Source organism: Streptomyces sp. NPDC005141 (assembly GCF_053599975.1).
In genome coordinates this window covers 1-17,307 of the sequence record NZ_JBSFYW010000061.1, presented here as the reverse complement: position 1 = coordinate 17,307, position 17,307 = coordinate 1, and the positions used below count along the sequence as shown (strand labels likewise).

Below are 17,307 nucleotides of genomic sequence, written 5' to 3'. Positions count from 1 at the left end.
CCACCGATGAACTGATGAACGCACAATCGATGGCACGGGACAGGTGGCTCGGTGGGCATGCGAGAGATGGTGCGGATACGGCGCGGCGCTTGGGCTGCGGCGCTGCTGGCCGTCACGGTGACGGGCTCCCTGATGACGGGCTGCACCGCGGGGGACGGACCGGTCGACGACGGCCGGGCCCAGTCCCCGAGCCGGAGCGACAGTGCGAACCCGAACGAAAGCGGAGGGCCGGAAACCGGCCCGGTGCTCGCGGTGAAGATCGACAATGCGCCCGCCGCCCGCCCCCAGACGGGGCTCGACGCGGCGGACGTGGTCTACGCCGAACAGGTCGAGGGCGGTCTGAGCCGGCTGATGGCGGTCTTCGCGAGCACGTACCCGAAGGCCGTCGGGCCCGTGCGCAGTGCCCGCGAGTCGGATCTGGAGCTGCTGAGACAGTTCGACGAGCCCACGCTCGCCTTCTCCGGGGCCCAGCGCAAACTGCTGCCGCTGATCGACGACGCTCCGCTCGATCCCCAGCTGCCGGGGAACGTGTCCGGCGCCTGGTACCGGGGCGCGGGCAAGGCCGCGCCGCACAACCTGTATCTGCGCCCGCAGCGGCTGGTGGGCTCCGCGCCGGGCGACGCCGCGCTGACCACGGGCTTCCGCTTCGGTGCGGCGCCCCCGGGAGGCACCCCCGAGACCTCGCGCACCGTGCGCTTCCCGTCGGCCCGCTTCACCTTCACCTGGTCCGCCGAGCGCAAGCGCTGGCTGGTGGCCATGGACGGCACGCCGACCGTGACGACCGAGGGCACCTCGGTGGCTCCGGCGACGGTGGTCGTCCAGTACGTGAAGGTGCGCAAGTCCAAGTACCACGACGTCCTCGGCAACAACTCGCCGTACACGGAGTCGGTGGGCTCGGGCACCGCGCAGGTGCTGCGCGACGGCCGCTCCTTCGACGCGAACTGGTCGCGGTCCGGAGCGGCCGACGGCACGCGGTTCACGACGCCGGACGGCGCGCCCCTGAACTTCGCCCGGGGCCAGGTGTGGGTGGTCTTCGCCAAGACCTGAGAACCGCCTGCCCCCGGCAGTCCCTAGCGCCGGGCGCCGAGGGGGTCCGCAGGGTTGCGGAGCTCCTCGGCGGCGTCCGAGACCCGCTGGATGAGGTCGAAGAAGAGGGTCTGCTCCTCGGCGGAGAGCGGGGCCAGGAAGACCTGGTTCATGCGCGCGGTGCGGACGGCCAGTTTGCGGTGGGTGCGCAGCCCCTCGTCCGTGAGGCGGAGCAGGTAGCGCCGGCCGTCCTGCGGATCGCGCACCTTGTCCAGCAGAGCGCGGCGCCCGAGCCGGCTGATGACCTCGGCGATGGTGGACCGGTCGAGCCCGACCCGCTCCCCCACCGTGCGCTGGTCGAGGCCGGGCTCGGCGACGAGCGCGTTCAGGACCGCGAACTGGGGCGAGGTGATCTCCTCGGAAACCATCGTGTTCCACAGCAGGTAGTGCGCCTGCTGCAGTCGCCGGGCCAGGTGCCCGGGGTGGGTGGAGAGGTCCACCGCGGCCATGTGCGCTCCTCGGGTCCGGTACGCGCCTGCGACCGCGCCGCACCAGGTCGTATTCGTTGGTGCACTGAACGATACCTGCCCATCCTCGCGGTTGTCCCGGCGCACAGCACTCTGCAATCTGGTCTTCACCATGGGTATTGACGGAGAGGAGTCCGGGTGGCAGCGTGTTGAGAACCTCGAAGAATTAATCAGTGCCCTGATTAATTCAGGCGCTGGACGGCACGGGAGAGATGAGGCTTCGCGGATGGACAAGGTGGTCGCCACGGCACTGGAGGCGGTGGCCGATGTACCGGACGGCGCGACACTCGCGGTCGGCGGATTCGGCCTCAGCGGTGTACCGAACGTGCTGATCGAGGCTCTCCACGAACGCGGCGTCCAGGGGCTCGGGGTGGTCTCCAACAACTGCGGGGCCATGGACTCGGGGCTCGCGATCCTGCTCGCCGCCGGGCGGATCGCCCGCGTCACCGGTTCGTACATCGGCGCGAACAAGGAGTTCGCCCGGCAGTACCTGGCCGGCGAGCTGGAGGTCGAGATGATCCCGCAGGGCACGCTGGCCGAGCGGCTGCGCGCGGGCGGCGCAGGGATCCCCGCCTTCTACACACCCGCCGGAGTCGGCACCCAGGTCGCCGACGGCGGACTCCCGTGGCGGTACGACGGACAGGGCGGCGTCACGCTGGCCTCCCCGCCGAAGGAGGTGCGCGAGTTCGACGGCACCCCGTACGTGCTGGAGCGCGGCATCCGCACCGACTTCGCCCTGGTGCGGGCCGCGAAGGGCGACCGGCACGGCAACCTCGTGTTCAACAAGTCCTCCCGGAACTTCAACCCGCTCGCCGCGATGGCCGGCCGGGTGACGATCGCCGAGGTGGAGCAGCTCGTGGAGCCGGGCGGGATCGATCCGGACGCGGTGCATCTGCCGGGCATCTTCGTGCAGCGCGTCGTGGCCCTGACCCCCGGGCAGGCGAACGCCAAGATGATCGAGAAGCGGACGGTGTCGGCGTCCGCGGCGGACGGAACGGTGGGCGAGTGATGGCCTGGAGCAGGGAAGAGATGGCCGCCCGCGCCGCGCGTGAGCTCGCGGACGGCCAGTACGTGAACCTCGGCATCGGCCTGCCGACGCTGATCCCCAACCGCCTCCCCGCCGGCGTCGAGGTGATCCTGGAGTCGGAGAACGGCATTCTGGGCACCGGCCCCTACCCGGCCGAGGACGAGGTGGACCCCGACCTCATCAACGCCGGCAAGGAGACCGTCACGGTCCTGCCGGGCGCCTCGTACTTCGACTCCTCGCTGTCCTTCGGGATGATCCGCGGCGGGCACATCGACGTCGCCGTGCTCGGCGCGATGCAGGTCTCGGCGGGCGGCGACCTCGCCAACTGGGCCGTCCCCGGCAAGATGATCACCGGCATCGGCGGCGCGATGGACCTCGTCCACGGGGCCCGCACGGTCATCGTCGTGATGACCCACACCGCCAAGGACGGCTCGCCCAAGATCCTCCGGGAGTGCGAGCTGCCGCTCACCGGGAAGGCGTGTGTGAACCGGATCATCACCGACCTGGGCGTCCTCGACGTCACCGCCGAGGGGCTCCTGCTGGTGGAGACGGCGCCGGGTGTCACAGCCGAGGAGATCAGGGCGAAAACCGCCGCCGAGGTCCATGTCGTGGAGGAGATCCAGTCATGAAGGACGTCTACGACGGTGGTGGACAGTCCTGCGAGGAGGGCGGCCATCCTGCCCACGTTGCGGTTCTCCTCGCCCGCGCCGTTGGCGTCGAGGCCTTCGCCGCCCAGGTCCTCGGCTGTGTCGCCGAATGGCCCGAGTTCGACCCCGCGATCCTCAACCCGCAGGGCGGCGCCATCGCCCTCGGCCACCCCCTCGGCGCCTCCGGCGCCCGGCTCGCCGGCACCGTCGCCCACCAACTCGCCCGCAAGGGCGGCGGAGTTGGTGTTGCCACCCTCTGTATCGGCGTGGGCCAGGGCCTAGCCCTCGTCCTCGAACGCTAGGAAGTCGACCATGGCTCTGACTCAGTCGGACATCGACGTCGAGATCAAGGATCTCCAGGACGCGTACGACAAGGCGGTGGCCGGCGGCGCGCCCGTGCGGCACCATCCCGCTCGCGACTACGCCCCGTACCGCAGCTCCGGGCTGCGCCACCCGAAGCAGCCCCTGGTCGCCGTGAGCGGCGGCGACCCGGAGACGGTCGAGCTGTCGGGCCCGGTCTTCGGGGTCACCGACATCACCGAGATCGACAACGACCTCACCCTGCAGCACCGCGGTGAGCCGATCGGCGAGCGGATGACCGTCTCGGGCCGGCTGCTCGACCGCGACGGCCGTCCGGTGCGCGGTCAGCTCGTCGAGATCTGGCAGGCCAACGCGGCGGGACGGTACGCCCATCTGCGCGAGCAGCACCCCGCGCCGCTCGACCCCAACTTCACCGGCGTGGGCCGCACCCTGACGGATGATCAGGGCCGGTACGCGTTCACCACGATCAAGCCGGGACCGTACCCGTGGGGCAATCACACCAACGCGTGGCGGCCCGCCCACATCCACTTCTCGGTCTTCGGCTCGGCGTTCACCCAGCGGCTGGTGACGCAGATGTACTTCCCGAGCGACCCGCTGTTCCCCTACGACCCGATCCTGCGGTCCGTGACGGACGAGGCGGCACGCGACCGCCTGATCGCCACCTACCACCACGATCTCTCGCGGCCAGGGTTCTCCATGGGCTACGAGTGGGACATCGTCCTCGACGGTCCCTCCGCCACCTGGATCGAGGAAGGCCGCCCAGCATGACCGAGCGACTGCTCCCCACCCCCTCCCACACCATCGGCCCCTTCTACGGCCACGCGCTGCCCTTCCCGGGCGGCGGCGACATCGCGCCCCCGGGCCACCCCGACACGATCACCCTGCACGGCCATGTCTACGACGGCGCGGGCACACCGATCCCCGACGCCCTGCTGGACTTCTGGCAGGCCGCGCCCGACGGCTCCCTGACGGGCACGCCCGGCTCCCTTCGCCGCGACCCGTCGACGGGCGGCTTCCTCGGCCGCAACGGCGTCGACTTCACGGGCTTCGGCCGCGTCCCCACCGACGCGGACGGCCACTACGCGCTGCGCACCCTGCCGCCCGGCAACGCGGGACCGCCGTACATCAGCGTGTGCGTGTTCGCGCGCGGTCTGACGCACCACCTGTTCACCCGCGCCTATCTGGCCGACGGCACGGACCCGCTGCTCGACGCACTGCCGGCCGAGCGGCGCGCCACGCTGATCGCGGCCGAGGGCGCCTTGCGGACGTACCGTTTCGACATCCGCCTTCAGGGCGAAGGCGAAACGGTCTTCCTGGAGTTCCAGTGACAGCTGCCGACCCCGTCGCGTCCGACACCGGCCTGCTCGCCCCCGGCCGGGCGGGTTCCCCGGCGTCGGCCGCGACGAGCGACTCCGCGTATCTGCGGGCCCTGCTCGACGCGGAGGCCGCGCTGACCCGGGCCCAGGCGTCCCTGGGGCTGGCACCGGCCGACGCCGCGACGGCGGTGTCCTCGGCGGCCGCCGCCGGGGACTTCGACGTCGCGTCGATCGCGCTGCGCGCCCGGAGCGGCGGCAACCCGGTGATCCCCCTGGTCGCGGACCTGACGGCCGCCGTCGCCGCGGAGTTCGGCCCGTACGTCCACCGGGGCGCGACGAGCCAGGACATCATGGACTCGGCCACCATGCTCGTCGCGGCCCGCACCCTGGACCTGGTCCTGAGCGACCTGGAGCGCACCGAGCGGGCACTGGCCCGGCTCGCGGAGGAGCACCGGGACACGGTGCTTCCGGGCCGCACCCTCACCCAGCACGCGGTGCCGACGACCTTTGGACTCAAGGCGGCGGGGTGGCGGTCACTGGTGCTCGACGCCAGGGACCGGGTGCGTGCCGTACGGTCCTCGCTGCCCGCCCAACTCGGCGGCGCGGCGGGCACCTTGGCCGCCTTCGGCGTCTTCGGCGCGGACGACACCCGGGCCCTGACCGCGGCGTACGCCCGTGAACTGGGCCTCGCCGAGCCCTTGCTGCCCTGGCACACGCTGCGCACGCCGATCGCGGACCTGGCCGGAGCGCTGGCGTTCACGGCCGGCGCGCTGGGCAAGACGGCCGCCGACGTGCTCACCCTCTCGCGCACGGAGATCGCCGAGCTGGCCGAGGGGTCGGGCGGCGGTTCGTCGGCGATGCCGCACAAGGCGAACCCGGTGCGGGCCACCCTCGTGGCCGCCGCGGCCCGGCGCGCGCCGCTGCTCGCGGCCACGCTGTACGGCGCGATGACGGCCGAGGACGAGCGGCCGGCCGGGGCCTGGCATGCCGAGTGGGAGCCCCTGCGCGATCTGCTCCGGCTGGTCGGCGGGGCGGCACGCGACGCGGCCGAACTGACCGAGGGACTACGGGTGAACGCCGAGACCATGCGTGAACACCTGGACCTCACCCATGGGTTGATCGTCTCGGAGCGGCTGGCCGCCGAACTGTCCCCGGTGCTCGGCCGGGCACCCGCCAAGGAGCTGCTGACGCGAGCCGCCGCACGGGCGGTCACCGAGCGGCGGCCCCTCGCGGACGTGCTCGGCGAGGAACCCGGCCTCAAGGACGTCGATCTCGCGGAGCTCACCGACCCCACTCGCTACACGGGCTCCGCCGGAGTCCTCACCGACCGTGCTCTGGAGCGACGTTGACCGTGAAACTGCTCAACCACCGCACCGAGGGATCGGCCACCGCTCCCCCGCTGCTCCTCGGACCCTCGCTCGGGACGTCGTACGCCCTGTGGGACAGGGTCGCGCCCGAACTGTCCGTCACCCACCGGGTGGTGCGCTGGGACCTTCCCGGACACGGCGGCTCTCCGGCCGACCTGATCGGACCGGGGGCGACGGTCGCCGACCTGGCCGCGCTCGTGCTGGAGCTGGCCGACTCCCTGGGGATCGAGCGTTTCTCGTACGCAGGTGTGTCGCTCGGCGGCGCGGTGGGTCTGCACCTGGCGGTCCACCACCCCGAGCGGCTCTCGTCCCTCGCCGTCATCTGTTCCTCGGCCCACTTCAACGGGTCCAAGCCCTGGGAGGAGCGGGCCGAGCTGGTGCGCCGCGAAGGCCTCGCGCCCGTCGCCGCGACCGCCGACACCCGCTGGTTCACCGCCGGTTTCACCGTGCCGGAGCTGGTCGAGGACCACCGTGGCGCCGATCCGGAGGCGTACGCCGCCTGCTGCGACGCCCTGGCCGCGTTCGACATCCGGGACCGGCTGTCGTCGCTCACCGTGCCGACCCTGCTGATCGCCGGGCGCGAGGACCCCGCGACGCCGCCCGCGCATCTGCGGGAGATCGCCGACGCGGTGCAGGGCGCGGCGCTCGTCGAGATCCCGGGCGCCTCCCACCTTGCGCCCGCGCAGTGCCCGGAGGCCGTGCTGACGGCCCTGCGGGCGCACTTCTCGGCGGGAGGCGCGCGGCGCGGCATGGAGGTCCGCCGTCAGGTCCTCGGTGACGAGCACGTGGACCGCGCACAGGCGCGCCAGAGCCCGTTCACGGCCCGCTTCCAGGACTTCATCTCGCGCTACGCCTGGGGCGAGATCTGGACCGATACGACGCTGACGCGCCGGGAGCGCAGCATGATCACGCTGACCGCGCTGGTGGCGCACGGCCACCACGACGAGTTGGCGATGCATGTCCGCGCGGCGCGGCGCAACGGGCTCACGCCCGAGGAGATCGGCGCGGTGCTGCTGCAGACAGCGGTCTACTGCGGTGTCCCGGCGGCCAATTCGGCGTTCGCGGTGGCCCAGCGGGTGCTGGCGGAGGAGGAAGCGGAGGGCGGCCCGCAAGCGGGGTGACCTCCTGAGCGCGGACCGGGCCGATGCGGCTCGCCCCGCCCGATGAACGGGAGCCTGCCCGTGCCCTGTCCGATGGCCGGCGTGACTCGCCCCCGTCCGATGAATCTGGGGCCGGGCCGGGTTGGCTCGCCCCGTCCGATGGGACCAGGGCCGGGTCGCCCTGGATGACTCGCCCCATCCGATGAGCTGGGGCCGGGCCGGTGTGGCTCGCTCCGTCTGATGGACAAGGGCCGGGCCGCCCTGGATGACTCGCCCCGTCCGATGAGCCGGGGCCGGGCCAGCATGACTCGCCCCGTCCGGCGAACCGGGGCCGGGCCGGTGTGGCTCGCTCCGTCTGATGGACGGGGTCCGCGCAGGGGCTGCCCAGCGGGCGCGGGGTTGACTCCCGGTCCGCTCTCAGGGCCGTCGCGAGCCGCTCCAGGAGCTCGGTCACCGCGGCCCGCGACGCCGGTTCCTTGGCCAGGCAATCGGCCGCCAACGCCCGTAGGAGAGGCGGGATGCGGGCCAGGTCGGGCCCGGACCACCCGCGTTCATCAAGCACCGGAGGAGCGTGCTTCAGCGCATCGCGGGCCCGGCGGAAGCGGGTGCTCGGTGTCCGGCCGGGCACCCGCAGCGGGTTACAGGCCCGCCAGCGCCGCCTCCGCCTTCGCAGCCAGCCCGTCCGCGCCGCTGGTACGCGCCAGCGTCAGGCCCTTGTTGAGTTCCGTCACCGAGCGGGAGGCGATGCCGTACTCGATGCGGGCCGCCGCGTGTTCGTACTGGCAGGGGGAGGCTTCCAGATAGGTGACCGCCTGGGCGGCCAGCCGGACGGCGCGCTGGCCGGTCTCGAGAGCCGCGGCGCAGCGGAGCGCCTCGCCGATCGCCGTGTCGGTGCCGAACCGCTCGGCCTGGCGGCGGGCGTCACCCGCCAGAGCGGCGGCGCGCGACGGATCCTCCGTGGCGAGTGCCCTGGCCAGGTCCACGGCCCAGGGTGCGAGCACCGTGTTGTGGTGACCTCGGGCGCCGGCGGCCTTCTCGGCCGCCTCCAGTTCGTTGATGCCCTCCTTCGTGCGGCCGACGGCGAGCAGCAGACGGCCACGCACGGAGCGGGTGTCGGGAAGGACGATCGTGGCGGGGTACGGAGGTGTGAAGCCGTAGCGGTCGGCGATCTCCGCGGCCTGCTGGACGTGACCGCGGGCCAGCAGCGTGTCGATGAGCCCGCAGGTCGCCGACCAGTACAGAGGCAGGCCGCGGCCGACGCGCTCCGCGAGGCGCAGCGATTCGCGCTGGTAGTGCTCCGCGTCGGCCAGGCGGCCTCGTCGGCGGAGGGCGAGTCCCAGGTACGCGTTGGCCAGGGACAGATGACCGCCGCTCCAGCCCGCCTTCACATAGGCGTGCAGGGCCTCGCTGAACAAGCTCTCGGCCCGGTCGAGCCGGTCGGCGTAGGCGTACGCGCTGCCCAGCATGAGGAGGAGTTCGACGCCCCACTCGGTGTCGGTCCAGGCGAGTCCCGGTGCGAGGCGGCCGTTGACGAGGGCCCGGTCGCAGAGTTCCACGACCTCCTCCGCGTTCTCGCCCCGGGTCATCGCGTCGAAGCCGCGCAGTATGAGGAGCGCGCGCTCGGAGTTGTCGCGCCCCGTACAGGTCGCGACGAGTTCCGCGAGACCGCTGGAGTGTCCGGAGCGTTCCTCGCCCGCGTGGATGCCCTCCCACATGTAGTGCACGGCCTGGAGGCGCATCCGGGCGGGTCCCGGCTCGAGCCGCTCGACCTCCTCGTCGACCGTGCGGACCGCTTCGTCCAGCTGGTTGTTGTGGAGCAGCGCCTGGGAGAGACGGAAAACCGCGTCCACCCGCGTGGTGTCCTCGAGGCCGGGCCGTTCGAGGGCGGCCCGCAGATGACCGATGGTCGTGGAGGGCGCGGTCAGGAGCGTGGCACAGCCCAGCTCGTAGAGCACGCGCGCGTGCACCTCGGGAAGCGGTGGCTCCTTCAGCGCGCGCTCCAGGCAGCGCCGGGCCGCGTCCGGGGCGCCGACGGCGAGGTGTTCGCGGGCGGCCTCGCGCATCTGATCGACGAGCTCGGGATCGTCGTCCGGATGAACTTCGAGCAGGTGGCGGGAGGCCGCGGCGGCGCCTCGTCCCGACTCGGTGACCGCCCAGGCCGCCTGCCCGTGCATCGCCGTGCGCAGGGCGTCCGGGATCGAGCGGTAGACCGCGGTCGCGATCAGCGGGTGCACGAACTCCAGGTCGCCGCCCGGCCCGTGGCCGTTCGCGGACCCGGCCGCGGTCAGAATGCGGGCCGCGCCCAGCAGTTCGGCACAGCGGTTGGCCTCGTCGTCCGGCATTCCGGCGAGTTGGGCGGCGAGGTCGAGGGAGATCCCGGTGCCCAGGATGGCGGCCGCCCAGGCGAACCGGGTGGCGTCGATGCCCAGTCCTTCGAGGCGGGCGACGAGTCCGCGGCCGCGGGCCGAGCGGTTCAGGTCGCGCAGGTCGGCGGCCGAGCCCTCGCTCGGCTCCAGTTCGCTGTCCTGGACCTTGGCGAGCAGTTCGACGGTCTCGTACGGGTTGCCGCCGGTGACCGCCCACACCTCGCGGCAGAAGGGCGCGTCCGCGTGCTCGCCGAGCGTGGCGCGGGTGAGTCCCTCGGCGGCGGCCGGGGTCAGCGCGCTCAGGGTGGAGATGGGGCGGCCCTCGGCGGCCACCGCGTCGAGCAGCCGGGCGCTCTCGCCCGTGACTCCGCCGGGCCTGCGGGCGACCACGACGAGGACGGACAGGTCGTCGAGGCGCTCGGCGAACGCGGCGAGCCAGCGCAGGGTCTCCTGGTCGGCCCAGTGTGCGTCGTCGATGAGCAGCACGAGCGGCCATTCCCGCTTGGCGAGCCGGCGCACCGCGGCGACCAGACCGTCGCAGACACCCTGCGGGTCGGGCTGCCGGTCACCCGGTTCGGCTATGCCGAGGGCGGGGCCGGCGATGTCGTACCAGTCGCCCAGGTACTCGCGCGCCTCTTCCGGTAAGAGCGAGACGAGGGCGGGCTGGAGCAACTGCCGTACGACATTGAAGGGAACGGACGTGACGGTCTCGCCGCCGCGTGCCGACCACACCGTGCACCCGTTGCTCTCGGCGATCCGGCGTGCCTCCGCGAGGAGAGCGGTCTTGCCGAGCCCCGCGTCGCCGCTGACCATCAACAGGCTGCCCGAGATCGCGGAGTCCGCGCGCAGCGCGGCGATCGCCTCTTCGAGGGTGGCGACCTCCTCATCGCGCTCCCACAGGGAAGCCGAGGCGACCGCTCCGGGTCGTGCCTCCGTCATCCCGCTACCTCCCCAGGTCGCCCAAACGACGTAACTCCCATGAGCCTAGCCCCCTGGAAGCCACGGTGGAGGCGGGACCCGGCAGCAGTTGCCGAGACGAGTGACAGCGACGTCCCGGAGTCGACGCCGCCGGGCGTCCACCAGCCGCCGTGAAAGTTATCGACAGTCAGCGACCCTGGAAATGAAGGTAACTTTCCTCCATCGGTCTCACCGCGGGGCCGGGACCGCCCGGCCCCCGCACGCCCCCGGGAGGAACCGGCATGAGCGCCCCCGCGCACGACTCCGACCTGGGCGCCCTCCGGTCCGGGCACTCCCGCGGAGCCCTGCTCGCGGGCTCCGTGGGCAACTTCATCGAGTGGTACGAGTTCGGTGTCTACGGCTATTTCGCGACGATCATCGCGGCCCGCTTCTTCACCCCGGAGGGCGGCGGCGAGGCCGAGGCACTGGTGAAGACCTACACGTCCTTCGGACTGGCGTTCTTCTTCCGGCCGGTGGGGGCCGCGCTGTTCGGGCGGATCGGCGACCGCGTCGGACGACGGCCGGTACTGATCACGGTCATCGTCCTGATGTCGGCCGCGACCACCCTGATCGGCGTCCTGCCCACGTACGCCACCGCGGGCGCCCTGGCCCCGTGGCTGCTCACCTTCCTCCGGGCGGTCCAAGGGCGGTCCGCGGGCGGGGAGTTCGGCGGCGCGGTCTCCGTGATGACGGAGTCCGCGCCACCCGGCCGACGCGGCGGAGATGTTCCCGACGAGCGTGCGCTACACGGGTCTTGGACTCGGCTACGCGCTGTCCAATGCCGTGTTCTCGGGCTGCGCCGGGCTCATCATCACGGAAACCGCCGCACGGACCGGGAGCGTCCACATCCCCGGGTACTACGCGGCGGCGACCTGCGCGGTGAGCGCGCTCGCGCTCGCCACGCTCCGTACGGAGAAAGGGAGGTGAGGGCGTGCGGGTGATCGGCCTGATGTCCGGTACGTCGTACGACGCGATCGACGCGGCGGCCGTGGACCTGGAGCTCGACGCGGACGTCGTCGTCCTGCGGCCGCTCGGCCTCGTCAGCGAGGCGTACGACGCGGCACTGCGCGACGCGCTCGCGGACGCGCTGCCACCGGCCCCGACCGACCTGGCCCAGGTCTGCCGTCTGGACACCTCGATCGGCCGGGCGTTCGCGGCGGCGGCCGTCCGCGCCGACCTTGAACTGTGCGACGGGCGCGCGGAGTTGGTCGCCTCGCACGGTCAGACCGTCTACCACTGGGCGGAACGGGGACAGGTGCACGGCACTCTCCAGCTGGGCCAGCCCGCCTGGATCGCCGAGGCGACCGGGCTGCCGGTGGTCGCCGACTTCCAGCCGCGCGACATCGCCGCGGGCGGACAGGGGGCACCGCTGGTGAGCCTGGTCGACCTGCTGTGGCTGCGCGGCCGCCCGGGTACACCGGTGGCACTCAACCTGGGCGGCATCGCGAACCTCACCGCACCGGACGGGACCGCCTTCGACACCGGCCCCGCCTGCGCACTGCTCGACGCGGCGGCGCGGGGGCTGAGCGGCGGGCGCCTCGACCACGACGTGGACGGCGCCCTCGCCGCCCGCGGCACCGTCCACGATCCCCTGCTCCGACGCCTGCTCGCGGAGCCGTACTACGCGCTGCCCGCGCCCAAGACGACCGGCAAGGAGCTGTTCCATCTCGGCTATCTGTGGGACGCGCTGGCCGGGTTCGGGAGACTGACCGCCGAGGACGTCATCGCCACCCTCACCCGGCTCACCGCCCGGACGGTCGCGGACGCGGTGCGGTCCGTGCGGGCCACCGAGGTGATCGCCTCCGGGGGCGGCACCCGCAACCCGGTCCTCATGGCGATGCTGGGCGCGGAGCTTCCCGGAGTGGCGCTGCGCACCTCCGACGAGCTCGGGCTGCCGGCGGCCGCCAAGGAGGCGTACGCCTTCGCGGTCCTCGGCTTCCTGACCGTGCACGGACTCGCGGGCACCGAACCGGCCAGCACCGGGGCCCGGCATCCCAGCGTGCTCGGGTCGATCACGCCGGGCCGGGACGGCCTGCGGCTGCCACCGCGGGCGGAACAGGCACCGACGCGGCTCGTCGTGGAGTGAGCCGGGGCCTCGCGGGTTCCCTCGGCGGGCCCCCGGAGCGAGCTGGGCAGGGCAGGCGCCCGTCGCACGGGCTCGGGGGAGCTCCGCCGCCCCTTTCCCGGAACCTCGCGAAAGGGGCCGGAGCGGGCTTCGGGGGAACCCTCTCATCCGCCTTTCACCCTGGGCTCATACGGTGGGCCCATGACGCAGGTGACTCCCCCCGGCTGGTATCCCGACCCCGGGCAGACAAGTGACGCTCCTCCCACCGAGCGCTGGTGGGACGGCAAGGCATGGACGGACCAGGTCCGCCCCGTCGGGTCGGCCGCCGCATGGGGTCCCCCGGCACACGCGCCGGCCGCCGGACCGTACGGACCGTATCCGGCCATCGCCCCGGGTTCCCCGCGGCGCGGGCTGCGCATGGGCATAGCGGTCGCCGCGGCGATCGCCGTCCTCGCGGGCATCGGCGGCGGCGTGTACGCGCTGACCAAGGACGACGGCGGAAGCGGCGGCAGCGCGGCCTCCCAAGGGCCGGGCGGACCGAACGGACAGGGCGGGCAGGAAGGACCCGGCGGCGGACAAGGTGGCCCGGGCGGTCCGAGCGGCGCTCCGGGGGACTCAGGCGGCTCCGGCGGACAGACTCCTGCACCCGGCGAGTCGGGGCAGCCGGGGACCGAGGACGGCTTCGCCACGGACGTCTACAACGGCATCAGCATCCCGGTGCCGGACGGCTGGACCGGCGAGAGCGCGGCGGGCAGCGCCTCGGTCGCCACCAAGGACACCTACAAGTGCCCCGGCGACACCTCGCAGAACTGCCAGCGCGGTGGCGCCTACTCGGCCCCGGCGAAGGCACTGAAACTGAAGTCCACGACGGCGGAGGCGGCGGCCAAGGAGGACATCTCCGCGAACGCCGACGAATCGTACGGCAAGGGCTACGGCTCGATCACCTCGCACACCCAGCTCGCCTCGAAGGCGGTCACGGTGGCCGGCGAGAAGGGCTATCTGGTCCGCTGGAAGGTCGTGACGAGCAAGGGCGACGACGGTTACGTCGAATCGCTCGTGTTCCCCTCCCCCGCCGACTCGACCTCGCTCGTCGTCGTGCGCTTCGGCGTCGACGTCAGCTCCAAGGCCCCCGAGCAGTCGGTGATCGACACCATCACGAAGGGCATCAAGGTGGCGTCCGGGGCCGGCGGCAACGGGCAGAACGTCTAGCCTGCGCACCGCCGGGCGCCCTGTCCCGGCCCGGCGCGCGGAGCGGGCGTCCCTGTCCCGCTCCGCGCGCCGGGCCGGGCATCCCCGCCCCTCCACACGCCGAGCGGGCGACGTTCCCGTGCACTCGCGCGGAGCCCATGGACATGAGTCGGCCGGATGGGGCACCCCTCCGCTCAAGGGGAACCCCACCCGGCCGGTGGGTGCGCGCCGCCCCCGTCCCCACGGTGCGGCGCGTTACAGGCCGACGTCCTGTCATCCCGAGGACGGCGGCCTGAGTCTCAGGTGAGGCCGAGCGTCGGCAGCACGACCGCCTCCACGAACTGTGTGAGATACGCCGCGTCCGCGTACTGGCCCTCCAGAAGGGGGCGCACCCGCAGAACCCCGAGCATCTGGGCCGGGATGAACGCGAGCGCCGGGTGATCGGCGGCGACCTCGCCGCGCTCGACGGCACGGTTGATCATCTGCCGCAGCTCGGCGACCTCGGGTTCGACGAGGGCGTCGCGGAGCGCCTGCTGGAGCTCCTTGTCCTGCATCACGGCGTTGCCGAGGCCCTGCAACAGCTGTGTGCTGTCCCGGGCCGACCATTCGCCCGCGGCCCTGGCCGCCTCGCGCAGATCCCCGGCGAGCGAGCCGGTGTCGATGCCCGTGAACCGCGGACAGCGGTTGTTGCGCAGCGCGGCGGCCACGAACTGGGGCTTCGTCTTCCACTGACGGTAGAGCGTGGACTTGCTGCACCGCGTGCTGGCGGCGACGCCCTCCATGGTGAGCGCCTCGTAGCCGCATTCCCGGATCTGCTCGAGCACGGCGTCGTAGAACTCCTGCTCACGCTCGCGCGTGATCTTGGAGCGGCGCGAGGCGACGACCGACTCCGGTCCGTCCGCGGCCTGCGACGTCATGGCGCTTCTCCTCGCTGGAATCCGGTTGATGCCGGTGCGGTCTTGCACCCACTCTAATCGATACGTCAGTGTACCGGTACGCATCCGTATCGGTACACTCGCGTATCGGTACACTGCCGTATCGGTACACTGCCGTATCGATGAGCCTCGGACAGCATCCACTCCTCCCGCACGCGGAGATTCGGGCGGAAGCCGAGTGGATCCTGTCCCGGGCTCACCGCGCACCACCCCACACCAGACCGTCAGCAAGGGGGCCGGGGGATGGATTCCCGAACCGAGCCTGCAGATTCCGCATCCGAGTCCGCATCAGAACCGGAGCCGCCCGACGCGGCCATACCGGCGGCCGCGTCGCGCGACGCGGCCACCCCGTCGCACCCGCACCCGCACCCGCACCCGCACGACACGGTGGCGCGCCCGCCGCTGCTGCGGGAGCTGCTGCTCGTCGTCGGGCTCTTCGTCGTCTACAAGGTCGGCCGCATGCTGGCCACCGGCCACACGGACGAGGCCTTCGCGGACGCGCACCGCGTCTGGGACTGGGAACGGTTCCTGCACCTGCCCGACGAGGGCGCCGTCCAGGGCACGCTGCTGCACAGCGACCCGCTCGTACACATCGCGAACACCTACTACGCGACGGTCCACTTCCCGGCCACCGCCGCCTTCCTGGTCTGGCTGTATCTGCGGCGCCCCGTGCACTACGTGTGGGCCCGCCGGGTCCTCGCCCTGGTCACCGCCGCCGCCCTGGTCGGGCACCTCACCTTCCCGCTCGCACCGCCGCGGCTGCTCGCCGGGACGGGTCTCGTCGACACCGGCCAGGTGTACGGGCCCACGGTGTACGGAGCGCACCCGGCGACCGACGCGATGGCGAACCAGTTCGCGGCGATGCCGTCGCTGCACTTCGGCTGGGCACTGATGGTCGCGATCGGCCTGATCGCGGCGACCCGGTCGCGCCTGCGCCCGCTGTGGCTGCTGCATCCGCTGCTGACCCTGCTGGTGATCGTCGGCACCGCGAACCACTACTGGCTCGACGCGATCGTCGCCACCGCGCTGCTCTGCGTCGCCCTCGCCGTGGTCCACCCGCCGCACCGGACGGTGACGACGGCCGGACGGCACCAGGAGCACGAGCGCACCGAGGTCCCCGTACGGGATCTGCCCGAACTCGTGGGAGCCCGGCGATGACCCCGACGCTCGCCGCCATCGTCCTGTCCCTCTTCTCCGCGGCTGCCTACGCCGCCGCGGCCGTCGCCCAGGAGCGGCTCGCCGCCCGGTCGGCCGGCTCGGGCACGCTGCGCCTGCTGGCCCGGGGCGCCTGGTGGTGGTCGGTGACGCTGAACGCCTTGGCCGCACTGCTGCACGTCGCGGCCCTCAGGTACGGGACGCTCACGCTGGTCCAGCCGCTGGGGGCGCTGACGCTCGTGGCGGCGGTGCCGCTGGGCGCGCGGGTCGCCGGACGGCGGGTCAGCGCGGTCGAGTGGCGCGGTACGGCGCTCACGCTGCTCGGCCTCGCCGCACTGCTCGTCACGGCGTCCGGACCCGCGCCCGACGATGTACTGAGCCTGCCGCAGGCGTTGGCCGTCGCCGGTACGACCGCCGTCCTCATCGGCGGGCTGGCGCGCGGCGCGCGGCCGGGCCTGCGGCACGCGACCGCCTCCGGGTTCGCCTCGGGCGTGGCATCGGCGCTCACCCAGACCGTGACGGTGGCCGCCACGGACCGCTCGGACTCTCTGATGAGCGCCCAAGTGGTCGTGGTGGCGCTGCTCGTGGCGGTCTTCGCGGCGGGCGGACTGCTGTTGTCGCAGACCGCGTATCAGGGCGGACTCGGTGCTCCGCTGGCCGTCGTGACGCTCGCCAACCCGCTGGCCGCGGCGGTGATCGGGCTGTCGCTGCTCGGTGAACGCCTCCAGGGCGGCGCGGCGGGCGTCCTGCTCGCGCTCGTGGGAGCGTCGATCGCCGGGTGGGGCGTGGTGACGCTGTCCCGCTCGGCCCCCGAGCGGGCCGCGGACCCGGTGGACGCCCTGGTGGACGACGAGCATCCCGTCGCCGCGGTGCTGGCGCTGGAGCCCGGATCGGCGGCGTACGAGCCCTCGTTGCTGCCTCAGCAACCCAACTCGGGCCATCTCACGTCACTGTAGGAACGGGCCCGGGCCCGTCGGAATCGGGCTCGGAATCGGGCCCGGGAACGGGCCCGGGAACGGGCCCGGGAACGGGCCCGGGAACGGGCCCGGGAACGGGCCCGGGAACGGGCCCGGGAACGGGCCCGGGTCACCGCCGGAAGCCGGCTCACGCCCTCGCGGGGAACCGGACGCCGAAGGAGGCCGGCAGCCGCGACGAGTGGCCGGCAGACGTGCAGGGCGGCCGACAGACATGAAGGGGGGGGGGGGGGGGGTAGCCCCCCCCCCCCCCCCCCAAACCGGGGTCGGGGGAGCGGTGCGGCGGGTGACGGTTTTTGCCCAGCCGCGGTGGGGGGTGGGGCGTAGAACACCGCC

The 17,307-nt window shown here is 73.0% G+C and carries 14 protein-coding genes and 2 pseudogenes; 13 read left to right on the top strand and 3 right to left on the bottom strand.

The window, feature by feature from the left end:
* Positions 1–57: 57 nt before the first annotated feature.
* On the top strand, positions 58–1,047 hold the full coding sequence (locus tag ACWD68_RS33695) for a DUF3048 domain-containing protein (RefSeq protein ID WP_451810254.1): 990 nt from the start codon (positions 58–60) through the stop codon (positions 1,045–1,047).
* Between the two features lie 23 nt (positions 1,048–1,070).
* Here the strand turns inward: ACWD68_RS33695 and ACWD68_RS33690 are convergent, their stop codons facing one another.
* The gene (locus ACWD68_RS33690) at positions 1,071–1,535 is read right to left on the bottom strand and encodes a MarR family winged helix-turn-helix transcriptional regulator (protein WP_451810253.1); all 465 of its coding nucleotides are present in this window, start codon (positions 1,533–1,535) and stop codon (positions 1,071–1,073) included.
* 244 nt (positions 1,536–1,779) lie between these two features.
* On the opposite strand from ACWD68_RS33690, the gene ACWD68_RS33685 reads away from it, so the two are divergent.
* The 7 genes and pseudogenes from ACWD68_RS33685 to pcaDC all read left to right on the top strand — a co-directional run bounded on the left by ACWD68_RS33685 (position 1,780) and on the right by pcaDC (position 7,352).
* Positions 1,780–2,562, top strand: coding sequence for a CoA transferase subunit A (locus tag ACWD68_RS33685; RefSeq protein ID WP_451810252.1), 783 nt, complete (start codon positions 1,780–1,782; stop codon positions 2,560–2,562).
* Complete coding sequence (locus ACWD68_RS33680; protein ID WP_451810251.1) at positions 2,562–3,209, top strand: CoA transferase subunit B; 648 nt, start codon at positions 2,562–2,564, stop codon at positions 3,207–3,209. The genes ACWD68_RS33685 and ACWD68_RS33680 overlap by 1 nt, the downstream gene beginning before the upstream one ends.
* A gap of 89 nt (positions 3,210–3,298) precedes the next feature.
* A pseudogene (locus tag ACWD68_RS33675) lies at positions 3,299–3,529 on the top strand (3-oxoadipyl-CoA thiolase); the annotation flags it as partial.
* A gap of 10 nt (positions 3,530–3,539) precedes the next feature.
* Positions 3,540–4,316: a protocatechuate 3,4-dioxygenase subunit beta gene (gene pcaH, locus ACWD68_RS33670; protein WP_451810250.1), complete on the top strand. Its 777-nt coding sequence runs from the start codon at positions 3,540–3,542 to the stop codon at positions 4,314–4,316.
* Complete coding sequence (gene pcaG / locus ACWD68_RS33665; protein WP_451810249.1) at positions 4,313–4,876, top strand: protocatechuate 3,4-dioxygenase subunit alpha; 564 nt, start codon at positions 4,313–4,315, stop codon at positions 4,874–4,876. Before pcaH ends, pcaG begins: the two co-directional genes overlap by 4 nt.
* On the top strand, positions 4,873–6,213 hold the full coding sequence (gene pcaB / locus ACWD68_RS33660) for a 3-carboxy-cis,cis-muconate cycloisomerase (RefSeq protein ID WP_451810248.1): 1,341 nt from the start codon (positions 4,873–4,875) through the stop codon (positions 6,211–6,213). The genes pcaG and pcaB overlap by 4 nt, the downstream gene beginning before the upstream one ends.
* Positions 6,210–7,352 (top strand): bifunctional 3-oxoadipate enol-lactonase/4-carboxymuconolactone decarboxylase PcaDC, encoded by a 1,143-nt coding sequence (pcaDC, locus tag ACWD68_RS33655; RefSeq protein ID WP_451810247.1) that lies wholly within the window; start codon positions 6,210–6,212, stop codon positions 7,350–7,352. Before pcaB ends, pcaDC begins: the two co-directional genes overlap by 4 nt.
* A 617-nt stretch (positions 7,353–7,969) precedes the next feature.
* On the opposite strand, the gene ACWD68_RS33650 is transcribed toward pcaDC, so the two are convergent.
* Positions 7,970–10,636: an ATP-binding protein gene (locus ACWD68_RS33650; RefSeq protein ID WP_451810246.1), complete on the bottom strand. Its 2,667-nt coding sequence runs from the start codon at positions 10,634–10,636 to the stop codon at positions 7,970–7,972.
* 260 nt (positions 10,637–10,896) lie between these two features.
* On the opposite strand from ACWD68_RS33650, the pseudogene ACWD68_RS33645 reads away from it, so the two are divergent.
* The 3 genes and pseudogenes from ACWD68_RS33645 (at position 10,897) to ACWD68_RS33635 (ending at position 13,928) form a co-directional block, all read left to right on the top strand.
* Positions 10,897–11,581: pseudogene (locus ACWD68_RS33645) on the top strand (MFS transporter).
* A gap of 4 nt (positions 11,582–11,585) precedes the next feature.
* Positions 11,586–12,740 carry an anhydro-N-acetylmuramic acid kinase gene (locus ACWD68_RS33640; protein WP_451810245.1) on the top strand — a complete coding sequence of 385 codons (1,155 nt, stop codon included), beginning with the start codon at positions 11,586–11,588 and terminating at the stop codon, positions 12,738–12,740.
* A 180-nt stretch (positions 12,741–12,920) separates the two neighbouring features.
* Entirely contained in the window at positions 12,921–13,928 is a 1,008-nt protein-coding gene (locus ACWD68_RS33635) for a DUF2510 domain-containing protein (RefSeq protein WP_451810244.1), read from the top strand.
* A gap of 278 nt (positions 13,929–14,206) precedes the next feature.
* On the opposite strand, the gene ACWD68_RS33630 is transcribed toward ACWD68_RS33635, so the two are convergent.
* Complete coding sequence (locus tag ACWD68_RS33630; protein ID WP_451810243.1) at positions 14,207–14,824, bottom strand: TetR/AcrR family transcriptional regulator; 618 nt, start codon at positions 14,822–14,824, stop codon at positions 14,207–14,209.
* Positions 14,825–15,085: 261 nt separating this feature from the next.
* Between ACWD68_RS33630 and ACWD68_RS33625 the strand changes: the two genes are divergently transcribed.
* Together ACWD68_RS33625 and ACWD68_RS33620 are read left to right on the top strand one after the other, a co-directional pair.
* A complete protein-coding gene (locus ACWD68_RS33625) occupies positions 15,086–16,000 on the top strand; it encodes a phosphatase PAP2 family protein (RefSeq protein ID WP_451810242.1) in 915 nt (304 codons plus the stop codon).
* Entirely contained in the window at positions 15,997–16,953 is a 957-nt protein-coding gene (locus ACWD68_RS33620; RefSeq protein WP_451810241.1) for a hypothetical protein, read from the top strand. Before ACWD68_RS33625 ends, ACWD68_RS33620 begins: the two co-directional genes overlap by 4 nt.
* Positions 16,954–17,307 lie beyond the last annotated feature (354 nt).